This is a genomic window from Microbacterium sp. T3-8 (assembly GCF_055398145.1).
On record NZ_AP027918.1, the window covers coordinates 933882 to 948823 of the forward strand.

Here is a 14942-nt window from a genome sequence, read left to right on the forward strand (position 1 = left end):
CCGATCAGCGCAGGTCTCCGCGGAACACGGCGACCTTGGCGCCGAAGAGGTAGTCCACGGTCAGGGTGACGTCGTCGCGGTCGGCCTCGGGCACCGAAAACAGGTAGGTGCCCTCGGCGGAGTCACCGGGTTCCACGGTGCCCTCGAACGGTGCGCCGCCGGGCTGCGTCAGCGTGCCGGCCGGTGCACGATCCTCGCCGATGTAGGCGTTGACCGCCACGTACTCGAGGTCGAGCGGCTCGTCGCCGGTGTTCGTGATGCGCACGGTCGCGCGGATCGCGGGACCGGAGGTCTCGCCCGCGAGAGTGGCCTGACCGTCGACGGCCTGCAGCGACGACAGCGAGATCTCGATGCCCTCCTCGGTGACGATCGTCTGGTCGGGGGCGACCGGGCTCAGCTCGGCGAAGGGCTCGTCGGTCGCGCCGGCCGCGGGCGTCGGCGTCTGCGTCGGTCGCGGGGCATCGGGATCGACGATGTCGCGCGGAGGAGTGGTGGGAGTGGCGGATGCCGAAGGCTCGGTGCTCGGCGTTCCGGCGAGTAGCGGCGGCACGAAGATCGCGCCCAGGACCGCGAGCGCGATCACCACGACCAATGCCGACAGTGTGATCCACACGCGCCGACGATTCGGCTGCGTCTCTTCGGTTGCGTCCATCGCAGACCCCCTGCTCCCCGTGTCTCCCCATCCGGCGCCGCAGTGGCGGCGGCCGGTGATGAGAGTTTAGACCGCGGGCCCCCGCTGCGAACCAGCCTGTGCAAGAAGTCGTCGTCCGTCGCGCACACCGCGCCACGCCGCGCGCAGCGGAGCGATCGGGCGGAGGAACTGCCGGCGTCCCCCGCGCAGCAGAACCTGGCGTGCATTGCTCCAGGCGGTGCGCGACCAGGCCTCGGCATCCGCTCCGTCGAGCAGCAGACCCGCGAAGAGCAGCCGGTTGCGGATGTTGTAGTAGTAGTACAGCTCGGACTTCGCCTCCGGTCGCTGGGCTCTCGCGCGATGCGTGCCGCCCTCGTCGTGCACCGCCAGAGCGTCGTCGACGACGAGCAGGCGCGCCCCCGCGCGGGCGGCACGCACCGAGATGTCGACGTCCTCCCAGTACAGGAAGTACGCGTCGTCGAAGCCGTCCGTGAGGTCCCACGCCTCGCGGGTGAACCACAGGCAGGCTCCGCTGAGCCAGGGCAGGCGCCGGGCGTCCGGGTGCTCGCGGCGGCGACGCGGCCCGCCCATCGATCCGTCGTCGAGGTACACGTCCATGCCGGCGAACCACACCCGGCCCGCGGCGTCCTCGACGCGCGGCGAGGCGACGCTGGGCCCCTCCGCGGTCGCCGCGGCCAGTGCGGTGACGGAGCGACCGTCGATCCGGGCATCCGGATTCAGGAGCAGGATGTCGGTGACCCCGAGCTCGTCGAACGCCACGGCGGCTCCGGCGTTCACTCCGCCGCCGAACCCCGCGTTGTCGTCCATCGGCACGAGCCGCCACCCGTTCGCGACGCTCAGGGCCTCGACGCGTGCGCGCTCCTCCGGTGTCGAGCGGTTGTCGACGACGACGATCCGCGCGTCCGGCACCGCCGCAGCCGTCGCGGTCAGGTTCTCGGCGAGAAGGCCCGCCGAGGCGTAGTTGACGACGATGATCCCCAGCATCCGTCGTTCGTCCATTCGTGCATCCTCCCCGTCGTCACGAAACCCACGGACCCGTGCGAGGGCACCTGTGGCTATAGTGAAGGCTACATTTGACGCCACCTGGGGAGATGTCGTGTCAGAGATTCGTGGGGCGATGCTGCGTCTGAAACAGGCGCAGAAATCATCGAAGGGCGCGGCGGCATACTCGCGCTACGTGAACCGGCCTTTGGGGCGCCCGCTCGCGGCGACGGCCTACGCGTGGGGGATGACCCCGTCGCAGGTCACCATCGTGAGCGCGCTGTGCACCCTGACCGGGGTGGCGCTGATCGCGCTGCTCGCGCCGACGGTCTGGTCGTCGGTGCTGGTGGCGGCGCTGCTCGTGCTCGGCTACGCGCTCGACTCGGCCGACGGGCAGCTCGCGCGTCTCACCGGAACGGGCTCGCTCGCGGGGGAGTGGCTCGACCACTTCTTCGACTCGCTCAAGCTCGCGACGATCCATCTCGCCGTGCTCGTGTGCTGGTTCCGGTTCTACGATCTCGACGACCTGTGGCTGCTCGTACCGCTGGCGTTCGCCGCGATCGCGAACACGTTCTTCTTCGGCATCATCGCCGCCGACTTCCTGCGGCGCATCCACCGGCTCCAGTCCCCGGCCGAGACCGAGGAGGCGCCGCGCGAGGCCTGGCGCTCCGGCTCGCTGTACTCGCTCGCGGTGATCCCCAGCGACTACGGATTCCTCTGCCTCGCCTTCGCGCTGCTGTGGTGGCAGCAGGGCTTCGTGGTGATCTACACGGCGCTCGCCGCGATCAATGCGCTGCTCCTGCTGCTCGCCGCACTGCGCTGGCACCGCTCGATCAAGGGCCTGCAGGCCGATGGCTGAGCGCCCGGGGCCCGTGCGCGTCATGCAGTCCTTCGGGGCGCCGCGAGTGACGACCAACCCCTACATCACGATGCTCGATCGGGCACTCGCCGACTCCGACGAGGTCGAGCACCTCCGCTTCTCCTGGCGCGGCGCGATCCTCGGCCGCTACGACGTCTTCCACTGGCACTGGCCCGAGGTGAAGCTGCACGGCGGGAGTGCCGTGTCGTCGGTGGGCAAGTACGTGCTGACCGCGCTGCTTTCGCTGCGGCATTCGCTCTCCCGGCGGATCGCCGTCGTGCGCACCGTGCACAACCTCGAGCTTCCCGACGACAACGCCGCCCGGCTGTGGCTGCTGCGACGCATCGAGCACCAGGCCGATCACCGGATCGTCCTGAACGAGACCACGCTGCTGCCGGAGGGCACCGCGCGCTCGGTCATCCTTCACGGGCACTATCGCGACTGGTACGCGCCGCAGCCCCGCGCCGACCGGGTGCGCGGGCGCCTCGGAACCTTCGGCGGCGTGCGCCGGTACAAGGGCGTCTCGGGATTCGTGGATGCCTACGCCGAGGCCCGCGGAGATGATCGCGAGCTCAGCATGACGATCGGCGGGAAGGCCTCGACGCAGGAGTTGGCCGATGATCTGCTCGCGCAGGTCGAGGGGCTGCCCGGGGTGACGCTGCAGCTCGCGTTCCTCAGTGATGCCGAGCTGGTCGAGCTGGTCACGGCATCCGAGCTGGTCGTGCTCGCCTATCGCTTCATGCACAACTCCGGCAGCGTGCTCGCGGCCCTGTCGCTCGACCGGCCGGTGCTCGTGCCGCGCAACGAGCCGAACGAGGCGCTCGCCGCCGAAGTGGGCGCGGAGTGGGTGCAGATGTACGAGGGCGAGGTCGACGGCCGCGCGCTGCTCGAGGCGCTGCGCGCGGTGCGGCGGATCGAGGCCGAGCGGCCGGATCTCTCGCGCCGGGAATGGGCGGATGCCGGGGCCTCGCACGCGGCCGCCTACCGGGCGGCGCTGCGCAGCCGCTGGCTCGGCGCGAAGCCCCGGGGGGTGGACGCGTGATCCGCGAGGCGGCGTTCCGCCTGAAGACCGCGATCGGCGGACGGTCGAGCATAGAGGCCTACCGGGCGTTCCTGCAGATGGACGCGCTCGCACCCGAGGAGATCGCCGACATCAGTGCGCGTCGGTCGGCGGAGCACGCGCGGTTCGCCTTCGCGCACAGCCCCTTCTATCGCGACCTCTACTCGTCGCACGGGTTCTCCGACGACGACCTGCGCGACCCCGCATCGTTCTCGTCGCTGCCGATCGTCGACAAGGCCATGCTGCGCGAGAACTTCGACGCCATCCGTACCGATGAGGCCGACCAGCGCACCAGTGTGGTGTCGAAGACGGGCGGCAGCACGGGGCTGCCGCTGCATCTGCTGCGCGATCTGCGCTTTCCGGCGCGGGCGCTCGAGTGGCGGCTGTTCGAGTGGTGGGGCGTGACGCCCTGGGACGACCGCGGCATCGTCACCCGGCACGTGCTCACGGGAGCCGCGCGGCTGCGGCACGATCTCGGGTGGTTGCCCTCGCGGCGCGTGCAGCTCGACGCCTTCCAGATCACGGATGAGGCGGTGTCGCAGTTCGCCCGCGACTGGAACCGGGTGAAGCCGCGGTTCCTCATCGGCTACGGCGGCGGGGTGCTCGACACCGTGCGCCGCCTGCGGCGTCTGGGGCTGGAGGTGCATCCGCCTCGTGCGATCGCGGTGACCGCGGCTCCGCTCACCCCCGGCACGCGCGCCGAGATCGAGACGGCCTTCGGCGCCCCCTGCTACGACCACTACCGCTCGGCCGAGATCCCCTGGATGGCGGGGGAATGCAGTCACCAGAGCGGCTTGCACGTGTTCGCGGACGTGCGGCGGATAGAGATCGTGGACGCCGCGGATGCTCCCGTGCCCGACGGCGTCGAGGGCGAGGTCGTCGTCACCGACCTGAGCAACCGGGTGTTCCCGGTGGTGCGCTACCGCCTCGGCGACATCAGCAGCTACCTGCCCGGCACCTGCGCCTGCGGGCGCGGCCTGCCGAGACTGGGCGCGATCTCCGGCCGGTCGTCGGATGCCGTGCGCCTGCCCGACGGCACGACGATCGCGGGTGCGCTCGGCCACATCTTCGACGATGCGCCGCTGTCGATCCGGCAGTTCGAGATCGTGCAGGAGGCCGACTACGCCGTCACCCTCCGCTGCATCCCGAGCGATGCGCCGGATGCGCAGGCCGGGATCGACGCGGCCGCCGCGAAGCTGCGCTTCGCCACCAAGGGCCTGGTTCCGGTGGCGGTGGAGCGGGTCGAGAGCATCCCGCAGGTGGGCGGCAAGATGCGCTTCATCCGCAGCGCAGCGCCGGTCCCACCGGCCTGATTCCGGCCCGTCGGGCTTCCGATATATTTCAGTTTCGCAACGATCTTCCAGTAGGCGTGTGTACACTGACCCCTGGCCGCCGCCCTCCGGGTAGGCGGTGCGTACCGATACTGCACACCATCTCGCCCGGAGGGGGCAAGTTGGAGGGGCGCGGTGTACGCGGGCTGAAACCCCTAGGAGAACCCTGTTGCGTCTTCGACGTCACCATCACCGTCCCGATCCCTCCCCTCGTCTGGCGACCACCGGTGCCACCGCTGCGGTCGCAGCCGTGACGCTGCTGCTCGGCCTGGTCGGCGCTCCCGCCTCGGCGGCTGAGACCCCGGCACCCGAGCCGACGACGACCGAGACCCCGGCCCCGTCGCCGGAGCCGCAGCCGAGCGCGAGCGAGGTGCCGGCCCCCGATCCGGCGTCACCCGATCCCGCCCCCGGCGACTCCCCGGCCACGGATGCTCCCGCGCCCGAAACCCGCAGCGCGGCGGCAGCGGCACCGACCGTGCTGCTCGCCGACGACTTCGAGCGCACCTCGCCCGCGGGGTGGGGCAGCTCCGACAACGGGCTGGCCTACACCTCGTGGTCGTCGCGTGCGGGTGTCGCGAGCGTCGCCGACGGCGCGGCGACCATCGCGCTGAAGCCCGGCGAATCCGCCTACCTCACCCCTCGCGCCGTCCAGGCGAAGGACGTGCGGCTCTCCGCCGACGTGCGCCTGTCGTCGACGGGCGGGCGGGGCTACTACGCCTATACGACCCGCGTGCAGAGCGACGGCGCCTCGTACCGTGTGCGCCTGCTCACCGACGCGAAGGGGCAGGTGCAGCTCTCGGTGCTGCGCACCCAGGGCGGCAAGGACACCGAGCTGAAGTCGGCGTCGGTGCCGTTGAGCATCCTCGGTGATTCCTGGTACACGTTCGACGCGACCGTCACCGGAACGGATGCCGTCAGCTTCGAGGCCCGCCTCACGCCGAAGGGCACCACTCCCGGTGCACCGCAGCTGACCGTCACCGACACCTCATCGAGCAAGATCGGCGGAGCCGGTGGATTCGCGCTGTGGGGCTATGCCTCCAGCAGCGGCGCCTCGGCATCGGCGCTGCAGATCGATGCCCTCGAGGCCACGGTCGCCACGGGACCGTTGAGCAGCGAGGTCGTGACCGACCCGGAGCCCGAGCCCCAGCCGGAACCGCAGCCGGAACCGGAACCTCAGCCCGAACCGGAACCGCAGCCCGAGCCCCACCCCCAGCCCGAGCCGGAGCCTCAGCCGGAGCCGCAGCCCCAGCCGGGCACCGGTCTCGAGGCCCGCGGTTCAGCCCCGGTCGGCACCGCGTCGTACGCCGTGCCGCAGGGGGCCGTGTTCGTCAACGGTTCGTCGACGTCGCAGACCCAGAACGGCAGCGCGGCGGCGCCGTACCGCAGCGTGCAGAAGGCGGTCGACTCCTCTCCCGCCGGCTCGACGATCGTCGTGCGCGCCGGGGAGTACCACGAGTCCGTCGAGGTGCCCTTCAACAAGACCATGACCATCCAGGCCTACCCGGGCGAGGCGGTCTGGTTCGACGGATCGACCCGGGTGACGTCCTGGACGAAGTCCGGATCGTCGTGGGTGAGCGGCGGATGGACCGCGGAGTTCGACGACGACATGCTCAACGGCAACGCGAGCTGGTTCGTCGACCCGAACTACCCCATGGCCAACCACCCCGACATGCTTTTCATCGACGGGGTGGCGCAGAAGCAGGTGGCCTCGGCATCCCAGGTCACAGCCGGCACCTTCGCGGTCGATTACGCAGCCGACCGACTGATCCTCGGTACCGACCCGAGCGGTAAGCAGGTGCGGGCCAGCGATCTCGGGCAGGCGTTCAACGTGCGCTCCGCGAACTCGCAGCTCAAGGGCCTCGGCGTCCGCCGCTACGCGACCTCGTACGACGTGCTCGGCACCATCCGCATGCACAACGTCGGGGTCACGCTTCGCGATCTGGTCATCGAGGACAACGCCACGATCGGACTCTTCGTGGGCAACGACCGTGCCACGGTCGACAACCTCACGATCCGCCGCAACGGTCTGCTCGGCATGTCGTTGACCACGGCGTACGACTCGACCGTGTCGGACTCGCTCATCACCGACAACAACAACGAGCGCTTCAACGGCTCGCCCGTCGCCGGTGGTATCAAGGTCACGCGCTCCCGCGGGGTCGACATGACCAACGTCGACACGAGCCGCAACGTCGGCAGCGGAACCTGGTTCGACGAGTCCTGCTACGACGTGAACATCGTCGACGTCACGTCGAACGACAACACCGAGATCGGCATCCACGCCGAGCTCTCGTCGAAGGTCACGATCGCCCGCAGCCAGACGTTCGACAACAAGGAGGGCATCCGGATCTTCGATTCGGAGGGCGTGCTCATCACGAACAACGACCTCGGCAACAACTCCCGGCACGACATCAACCTCATGCAGGACGAGCGACGTCAGGCCACCCACAAGGTCGGACGCGACCCGCGCGTGACCGGTGCCGACCCGACGGTGACGTGGATCACCCGCAACATCACGATCCGCAACAACGTGTTCGGCGCGGGCGGACCGCGGGCGATCTTCGCTCACGACACCCAGACCGGGCGGGCCGTCGACACGTGGAACCTCACGATCGACGCGAACCTCTTCAGCAGTTCGAAGGGCGGACCGTCGATGGTCACCTGGGGTGGCTCGGGCAACGTCTACGAGACGTTCTCGACGCCGCTCGCGCTCGCCTCGGCGAAGAACACCGGATGGCGCAATGCGATGACCACCACCGCCGAGCCCTTCTCGGGCATGGCCGACGAGATCGCCGCCAACAGCGGCATCGCGCGTCCGCTCACCGGCGCGGCTGCGACCCTTCTCGGGGTCGGCAGCGGCACCGTGCTGCTGGGCAGCGGCCGCTGACACCCACCCCCACCGAATCCGCCCGCCGCGTCCGGGATGCGGCGGGCGGATGGGTGGTAGGGGCGCGCCGAGCGGCCGTGCCGTGCAGAATGGTCGGGTGACAGCCGACACCCGCCGCCCGCATCTGCTCGTGCACGCCGGCTGGGAACTGTTCGGTTCCGACCGGATGCTCCTCGAGAGCGCACGGGGTCTGCGCGACGCGGGCGAGCGGGTCGTCGTCGCGCTTCCCGCGGCGGGGCCGCTGGTCGGCGAGCTCCAGGCCGCCGGCGTCGAGGTCCTGATCCCGCCGACCTTCGCGTTGCGCAAGTCGGCTCTCCGCCCGCGCAACTGGCTGCGCTCCCTGCGCGATGCCATCCGCGGGTTCGTCGCCGCCGTCGTGATCACCCGTCGCCTGCGACCTCGGACGCTGTACGTGAGCACGATCGTGCTGCCGCTCTGGCCCATCGTCGGCCGCCTGCTGCGCGTGCCGACCGTGACGCACGTGCACGAGGCCGAAGCATCCGCCGCCCGCATCGTCAACACGGTGCTCTATGCACCGCACCTCGCCGCGCACCGCATCATCGTGAACAGCGAGTTCACGATGCGCACGGTGGGCTCGGTGATCCCGGCGCTCGGTCGTCGCGCGACGCTCATCCCCAACGGGGTCGACTCCCCGGACTCGGTGCCCGAGCCGCGCGCGGTGATCGATCGCCTGCGCATCGCCTACGTCGGTCGAATCTCCCACCGCAAAGGCCCCGACGTGGCCGTGGAAGCAGTCGCTCTCCTCGGCGACGCCGGGATCGAGGCGGAGCTCGATCTCATCGGGGCCGTCTTCGAGGGCAACGAGGCGTACGACGAGACCCTGCGGCGTCGCACCGACGAGCTGGGCGTCGCGCATCTCGTGCAGCACCACGGCTTCCGGTCCGACGTGTGGCCGGCGCTCGGAGCGGCCGACGTGCTGGTGGTGCCTTCCCGCCAGGACGAGTCCTTCGGCAACACGGCCGTGGAGGGTGTCCTCGCCGGGCGCCCCGTCGTGGCGAGCGAGATCCCCGGACTGCGCGAGGCGGTCGGGGCGTACGGCTCGGCCGCGTTCGTCGCGCCGGGTGATGCCTCGGCGCTGGCGGATGCTCTCGCCCGCGTCGTCGCGGACTGGTCGGCGCTCCGCGTGACGGCGCTCGCCGATCGTGACCGGGCGAAGGAGCGCTTCGCCCCGGAGGTGTACCGGGCGACGATCGCGGCCTTCCTCAGCGACCTCGCACGGGGGCGCTGAGATCGAGGGCGCAGGGGTCCGAGACCGCTGACGTCAGCGCGAACCCGACGCAGAGTCGAGGAAAGCCGCAGCCTGACGCAGGAACTGCCCGACCTCGGCCGACGTCGAGGTCAGCATCGCGCGGTGCTCGCGCGCCGAGTCGTGGTGCGCGTCGGCGATGTCGAACGGGTTCCGGCGGCGGCGACCGAACAGCGCGCGGTTCGTCTTCGGCGGTGCGGTGAAGCCGCGACGGGCGTGGAGCGCCTCGGCGTATCGGGCCAGGCCCGTGGTGCTCGCGGCATCCGCATCGAATTCGGCGATGATCTCGAACTCACGGGCATCGACGGGCTCGACCCCGAGGTGGATCGCCTCGCGCAGGGTGAATGCGCGGGAACGGGCGGCGGGTGCGGCGGCGGCGACCGCCGAGCGCTCGGCGCGACTGGCGGTGAGGATCAGATCGGCGGTCCGCAGCGCCTCGGCGTCGATCGCCTCCGAGCGGTGGCCGGCGGCGAGGATCGGCGTCTCGGCATCGCCGGAGGCCTCGGCGATCTCGGCCGAGGTCACGCACATGCGATTGCCCGCGGTCCCCACGCGGGTACCCGCGCTCGAGATCTGCCACCCGGCCGCATCGCCCTGCGCGCGGAGCACCAGCTCCATCAGCGGCGACCGGCAGATGTTCGCCTCGCAGACGAAGATCAGTCTGTGCGTCACGTGTTCCCCCGTCGTGCCCCGCAGAGATCTCTGCGGTCCGATCCTCCAACATAGGTGATAATGGTCGCGGGGAAGGCACCGTGCGAGACACTGAGGCACGTCGAGGTGCCGAGGGGATACGGGGACACATGACACTGCAGGACTATTTCCAGTCGCTCAGGAACCACTGGATCGTGATCGTCGTGCTGATGGTGCTCGGCGCGGGTTCCGCATACGGGTACTCGCAGTTCATCGACCCCGAGTACCGGGCCGAGTCGCAGGTGATCGTGATCCCGACCCGGGGCGAGAACACCAGCGAGCTGGTGCAGGGGTCGAACTACGTGCAGAGCCTGGTGCAGACCTACACGCTCCTCGTGAAGTCGCCGACCGTGCTCGACCCGGTGATCGACGACCTCGGGCTCGACGAGACCGCCAACCGTCTGGCGCGACGGGTCGACGTCAACGTGCCCCTGAACACCGTCGTCATCGAGATCGGGGTGACGGATGCCAGTGGCGAGAGCGCGGCCGAGACCGCGAACGCGATCGCCCAGGAGCTCGCGACGGCCGTCGCGGGCGTCTCTCCGGTCAGCGCCGACGGCGAGCCCGCCGTGCGCGTCGACACGATCTCCGCCGCACGCACTCCGACGGTTCCGATCTCCCCGAACACCCGCCTGAACGTGATGGTGGGTGCCGTCGCCGGAATCGCGCTCGGTGTCGTCTTCGCGCTGCTCCGACGGCTTCTGGCCACCCGCATCACGACCGCGCGCACGCTGAGCGACGCCACCGAGGTCGCCCTCCTCGGCGAGATCCCCGAAGCATCCGACACCCACACGATCGCCCGCATCATCCGCTCGCAGCCCGACGGCCGCGTCGCCGAGGCGATGCGGCAGGTCGCCGCGAGCCTCAAGTTCGTCGACGTCGACAAGAACCGTCGCGTCATCCTCGTCACCTCGTGCTCGGCGCAGGAGGGCAAGTCGTCGGTGAGCCTCGGACTCGCCCTGACCCTCGCCGAGGGAGGGCGCTCGGTGCTGTTCATCGAGGCCGACCTGCGCCGCCCGAGCACCGCCCGCTACACCCAGCTCGAGGGCTCGATCGGCCTGACCACCGTGCTGATCGGCGACGTGGAGCTCGCCGACGCCGTGCAGCAGTGGGGTAGACCCGGACTCGACATCCTCACCGCCGGAGCGCAGCCCCCGAACCCGGGCCAGCTGCTGTCGAGCGGCGGACTGCATCGCATCGTCGACGAGGCGCGCGATTCCTACGACTACGTCATCATCGACACCGCGCCCGTGCTGTCGGTCAGCGACGCGCTGTGGCTGTCGACGATGGCCGACGGCACCCTGTTCGTCGTGCGCTCGAACCGCACCAAGGCCGCCGATCTCACGCGCGCCCTGGGTTCGCTCGAGTCGACCAGGACCCCGGTGCTCGGAATCGTGCTGAACGGTGTGCGCGGCGCGGCGAAGAGCCCGTACTACACCGACGAGCCGAGACGCGGCGTCCGCCCGCGCCTCGCCGCCCGCGCCCCGCGCTGACACCGCCATGAACTCGCTCCTGGCCCTCGGCGCTCGCGCGCTGACGATGGTCGTCTCGCTGGTCTGCGGGGTCATCACGACCCGCATGATCCTCGGCGAGACCGACATCCAGCACTACGCCCTGTACTCGCTGCTCATCACGATCCCGTCGCTGCTGACGTTCACCGACCTCGGCAGCGGCGCGGTTCTCGTGAACGCCGTCGCGACCAGTGACGACATCCGCACCGATCGCCGGCTCCGACTGCAGGTCACCTCGGTCGGCCGCATCCTGCTGATGTTCGCGACCGGACTCATGCTCATCAACACCGTGCTGCTCGTCACGGGCGGATGGCGCGCCCTGTTCGGCGACGCCGGTGCGATCCCGGGGGCGGCGCTCGCCGCCTTCCTGTGCATCACGTTGTTCAGCCTGTCGATCACCCTGGGCGTGTGGTTCCGCATCCTGCTCGGGCAGCGGCGCAACCACCTGGTGATCCTGGTGCAGGGCCTCATCTCGCCGGTCACCCTCGGTGGTGTCTGGCTGATGCTCCACCTCGGCGGGCGTGAGTTCGATTCGTATCTCGCGATCGCCTCGTACGGCGCCTCGCTGCTGTCGGCGATCATCGGCTTCCTGCTGGTGACGCGGTCGACGCGGCCGCTGATCCCGGATGCTCTGCGGATGCTGTTCCGCTGGCGCAGCATCCCCGGGGTGAGGGTCATGGACGTCGGCTGGCCGATGCTCGCGCAGATGATCACCTACCCGATCGCCGTCGGGTCGCAGCGTTACGTGCTCGCCCAGTTCGGAACGCCGACCGACGTGGCCGAGTACGGTGTCACGGGTCAGGTGTTCTTCGCCCTCAACGGCCTGGTGATGGCCGCGGGCGTCGCGCTGTGGCCGCAGTTCGCCCGTCTGCGGCACAGGGGTGAGCTGAAGCGCGGACCGTATCTGCTCTCGCTGCTCTTCGCCGGAGCCGTAGCGGCCGCCACCGCGTTCGTCTGGCTGATCGCACCGTGGCTGTTCGAGTTCATCACCCAGGGCGAACTCGACGTGCGCACCTCGACGATCCTCGCCTTCGGCGCGATGATCATGCTCACCGCGGCCGTGTATCCGCTCGGGATGTTCATCATGGACAAACCCGGCATCCGCTTCCAGGTCATCCCGACCCTGGCGATGGCCGCGGTCAGCATCGTGCTCTCGCTCGTGCTGACGCCGGTGCTCGGCATCGTCGGACCGCTGCTCGGCGTGAGCTTCGCGCTGATCGTCTGCCAGGTGATCCCGTACGCGATCTACATCCACCGCCACCGGGATCGACTCCTGAAGAGCGAACCCGATGCCGCGGCCGAGACCGCGGTCGACGCGGTCTAGCCGGGCCACTCCGTCTCCGCGCGGTGCGCGCGGCGCGCGAGGGGATGGATGCTGTCGCCGGCCGCCAGGCGCCGGGCGAGGTCTTCATAGGTTGCGGCGACGTCGTCCCACGAGAACGCATCGGCCGCGCGACGCCGGACGGCAGCGGATGCCGCGGCGACGGCTCCGGCATCCGATTCCGCCGCGTCGACCGCAGCCGCGACATCCGCCGGCGTGCGGAAGTACCAGCCCTGCTCGTCGAGCACCTCGCGGTTGAAGACCACGTCGAACGCGATCACGGCCGTGCCGGCGCCCATCGCGCGCAGCAGGGAGGGGTTCGTGCCGCCGACCGAATGGCCGTGCAGGTACGTCGAGGCGTGGTGGTAGAGCGCGTCGAGGAGGTCTTGGTCGTAGACGGCGCCGAGCAGTCGGATGCGTGGATCGGCGGCGGCGATCCGGTCGATCGCGGCCGTGTACTCCGCGGCGTAGGGCGCGGAGCCGACCACGACGAGCGGTTTCGTGGCCTGCGACATCGCATAGCCCTCGACGATCTCGCGGACGTGGTTCTCGGGTTCGAAGCGGGCGACGACCAGGTGGTAGCCCCCGGGCTCGAGACCGAGTTCGCGGATGCCGTCGGACGGAGCGTCGTCGAGCAGGGGGGCGCCGTAGCGGATCAGCTCGCTCGCGACACCGAACTGGTGGTCGTAGTAGTCGGCGATGCCGGGGGCGTCGGCGATGATCGCGTCGGCCTGACGCACCCCGAACGACTCGGCGGCGCGGTAGTACGCCTTGCCGCGCGGGCCCCACTTCGAGCGTCGCCACTCCAGCCCGTCCATGTGGAGGGCGACCGGGATGCGACGGGCGCGCAGCAGCGGGAGGAAGGGCGAGTTCGCGGCGTTGAACACGAACGCGGCATCCGGTCGGGCCCTGGTGACGGCGTGCACCGTCGACAGGGCCGTGTGGCTGAGGGTCTCGAGCGCCTTCTGACGCACCGCCGGCAGGGTCACGCGGCGCATGCCGAGGTGCACGTCGCCCGCTGTGCCGGCGTCGCGCCCGTAGACCAGCACCCGATGCCCGCGTTCGACGAGGCGCCGTCCGACCTCTTCGACGGCGGTCTCGAATCCGCCGTAGGCGGCGGGGATGCCGCGCGTGCCGATGAGGGCGATGCGCAGGGACGTCGACGACGGAGCGGAGGCGGTCTGCATCGCATCAGTATGCCCGAGGCGGCCGACAACGCCGGAAGACCGCGGGCTATCCTGGGGCGGTGTCCACGCCGCCGCACGAACGCCGCCCGCTGATCTGGGGATTCCCTGCCGAGCAGTCGGTGACGCGCTGGGAGCGCCGGCACTCCGCCGGCGAGGTGCCGAGCGTGTGGCCCTACGGGCTCGACGGTCTGTGCGAGTACGCGCCGGTCGCGGTGCTCGACCTCCCGGCCCCCGGACGTCTCTCGCGCCTGCGGTCGCGCGTGGGGATCGGACCCCGACCGCGCGCCCAGACGGCGTTCACGTGGGACGAGAACGCGGCGTTCCGCATGCAGGTCGCGAGCCCCTACGAGCGGTTCGCCTCCGGAGTGATCTGGCTGACCGACATGATCGAGCGCGGAGCCGACACCGGTCGTCTCGTCGAGGTGCTCCGCGGCGCCGAGACGCTGTGGGTGCTCAGCGAGGCGCAGGTCGAGCCCCTGCGCGCCCTCTTCGGAAGCGCGGGGCCACGGATCGTCGCGGTGCCGTTCGGCGTCGACGCCGAGTTCTTCTCGCCCCGCCCGTACCCCGATCGCCCGCGCATCGTCAGCGTCGGCAACGACCGCGACCGCGATCCGCAGACGCTGTTCCGCGCGCTGGCGCGCGTGCACGAGCAGCGCCCGGACGTCGAGCTCATCGTCCAGTCGTCGGCGTCGACGGATGCTCCGGCCGGTGTCGAGGTCGTGCAGCGGATGAGTCATGGCGAACTGCACGAGCTCTATGCGACGGCATCCGTCATCGCCACCGCGACCCGGCCCAATCTGCACGTCTCCGGCATGACGGTGACGCTCGAGGCCTTCGCGACCGGTCGGCCGGTCGTGAACACCGACACCCCCGGAATGTCGCAGTACGTCACGGAGGGGCGCACCGGCCATCTCGTGCCGCTCGGCGACGACGAGGCCCTCGCGCAGCGGTTGATCGGCCTGATCGACGATCCGCAGCGCGCGGCGGAGATGGGGCTGGCGGGGCGTCGGGACGTCGAGGAGCGCTTCACGACGCACGAGATGTGCGCTCACCTCGCGCAGATCCTGGTCTGACGCCGGGGTGATCTTTCCGGCCCGAGACGCCTGATCCGGGGTGTCGCGGAACCGTCGCGAAACTTCTTCTGGTATCCGCCGCGGTTGTGCGCTATCGTTGCCGCGGATGCGTCTATGGGGGACGCG

General features: G+C 70.4%; 12 protein-coding genes. 8 read left to right on the forward strand and 4 right to left on the reverse strand.

Annotation, left to right across the window (positions count from 1 at the left end; translation table 11 throughout):
- Positions 1-4: 4 nt before the first annotated feature.
- On the reverse strand, positions 5-652 hold the full coding sequence (locus ACZ5Y9_RS04415) for a DUF4232 domain-containing protein (RefSeq protein WP_247632963.1): 648 nt from the start codon (positions 650-652) through the stop codon (positions 5-7).
- A 66-nt stretch (positions 653-718) separates the two neighbouring features.
- Positions 719-1651, reverse strand: coding sequence for a glycosyltransferase family 2 protein (locus ACZ5Y9_RS04420; RefSeq protein ID WP_464472396.1), 933 nt, complete (start codon positions 1649-1651; stop codon positions 719-721).
- A gap of 97 nt (positions 1652-1748) precedes the next feature.
- Here ACZ5Y9_RS04420 and ACZ5Y9_RS04425 point away from each other — a divergent pair, with 97 nt between their 5' ends.
- The 5 genes from ACZ5Y9_RS04425 to ACZ5Y9_RS04445 all read left to right on the forward strand — a co-directional run bounded on the left by ACZ5Y9_RS04425 (position 1749) and on the right by ACZ5Y9_RS04445 (position 9016).
- Positions 1749-2492 (forward strand): CDP-alcohol phosphatidyltransferase family protein, encoded by a 744-nt coding sequence (locus tag ACZ5Y9_RS04425; RefSeq protein WP_464472397.1) that lies wholly within the window; start codon positions 1749-1751, stop codon positions 2490-2492.
- Entirely contained in the window at positions 2485-3534 is a 1050-nt protein-coding gene (locus ACZ5Y9_RS04430; protein ID WP_464472398.1) for a glycosyltransferase family protein, read from the forward strand. The genes ACZ5Y9_RS04425 and ACZ5Y9_RS04430 overlap by 8 nt, the downstream gene beginning before the upstream one ends.
- Positions 3531-4865: a phenylacetate--CoA ligase family protein gene (locus ACZ5Y9_RS04435; RefSeq protein ID WP_464472399.1), complete on the forward strand. Its 1335-nt coding sequence runs from the start codon at positions 3531-3533 to the stop codon at positions 4863-4865. Before ACZ5Y9_RS04430 ends, ACZ5Y9_RS04435 begins: the two co-directional genes overlap by 4 nt.
- Positions 4866-5052: 187 nt before the next feature.
- Positions 5053-7767, forward strand: a complete 2715-nt coding sequence (locus ACZ5Y9_RS04440; RefSeq protein WP_464472400.1) for a right-handed parallel beta-helix repeat-containing protein — start codon at positions 5053-5055, stop codon at positions 7765-7767.
- 97 nt (positions 7768-7864) lie between these two features.
- Complete coding sequence (locus ACZ5Y9_RS04445; RefSeq protein ID WP_247623500.1) at positions 7865-9016, forward strand: glycosyltransferase; 1152 nt, start codon at positions 7865-7867, stop codon at positions 9014-9016.
- Positions 9017-9049: 33 nt separating this feature from the next.
- Here the strand turns inward: ACZ5Y9_RS04445 and ACZ5Y9_RS04450 are convergent, their stop codons facing one another.
- Positions 9050-9706, reverse strand: coding sequence for an arsenate reductase/protein-tyrosine-phosphatase family protein (locus tag ACZ5Y9_RS04450; protein ID WP_247623499.1), 657 nt, complete (start codon positions 9704-9706; stop codon positions 9050-9052).
- A gap of 128 nt (positions 9707-9834) precedes the next feature.
- On the opposite strand from ACZ5Y9_RS04450, the gene ACZ5Y9_RS04455 reads away from it, so the two are divergent.
- Both ACZ5Y9_RS04455 and ACZ5Y9_RS04460 read left to right on the forward strand, forming a co-directional pair.
- Positions 9835-11217, forward strand: coding sequence for a tyrosine-protein kinase domain-containing protein (locus ACZ5Y9_RS04455; protein WP_247623498.1), 1383 nt, complete (start codon positions 9835-9837; stop codon positions 11215-11217).
- Positions 11218-11224: 7 nt separating this feature from the next.
- Positions 11225-12559, forward strand: a complete 1335-nt coding sequence (locus ACZ5Y9_RS04460; protein ID WP_247623497.1) for an MATE family efflux transporter — start codon at positions 11225-11227, stop codon at positions 12557-12559.
- Here ACZ5Y9_RS04460 and ACZ5Y9_RS04465 read toward each other — a convergent pair.
- A complete protein-coding gene (locus tag ACZ5Y9_RS04465; protein WP_464472401.1) occupies positions 12556-13743 on the reverse strand; it encodes a DUF1972 domain-containing protein in 1188 nt (395 codons plus the stop codon). The two genes, ACZ5Y9_RS04460 and ACZ5Y9_RS04465, sit on opposite strands and share 4 nt — an antisense overlap.
- 59 nt (positions 13744-13802) lie before the next feature.
- Between ACZ5Y9_RS04465 and ACZ5Y9_RS04470 the strand changes: the two genes are divergently transcribed.
- Entirely contained in the window at positions 13803-14816 is a 1014-nt protein-coding gene (locus tag ACZ5Y9_RS04470; protein WP_247623495.1) for a glycosyltransferase family 4 protein, read from the forward strand.
- The last annotated feature ends 126 nt before the right edge of the window (positions 14817-14942 follow it).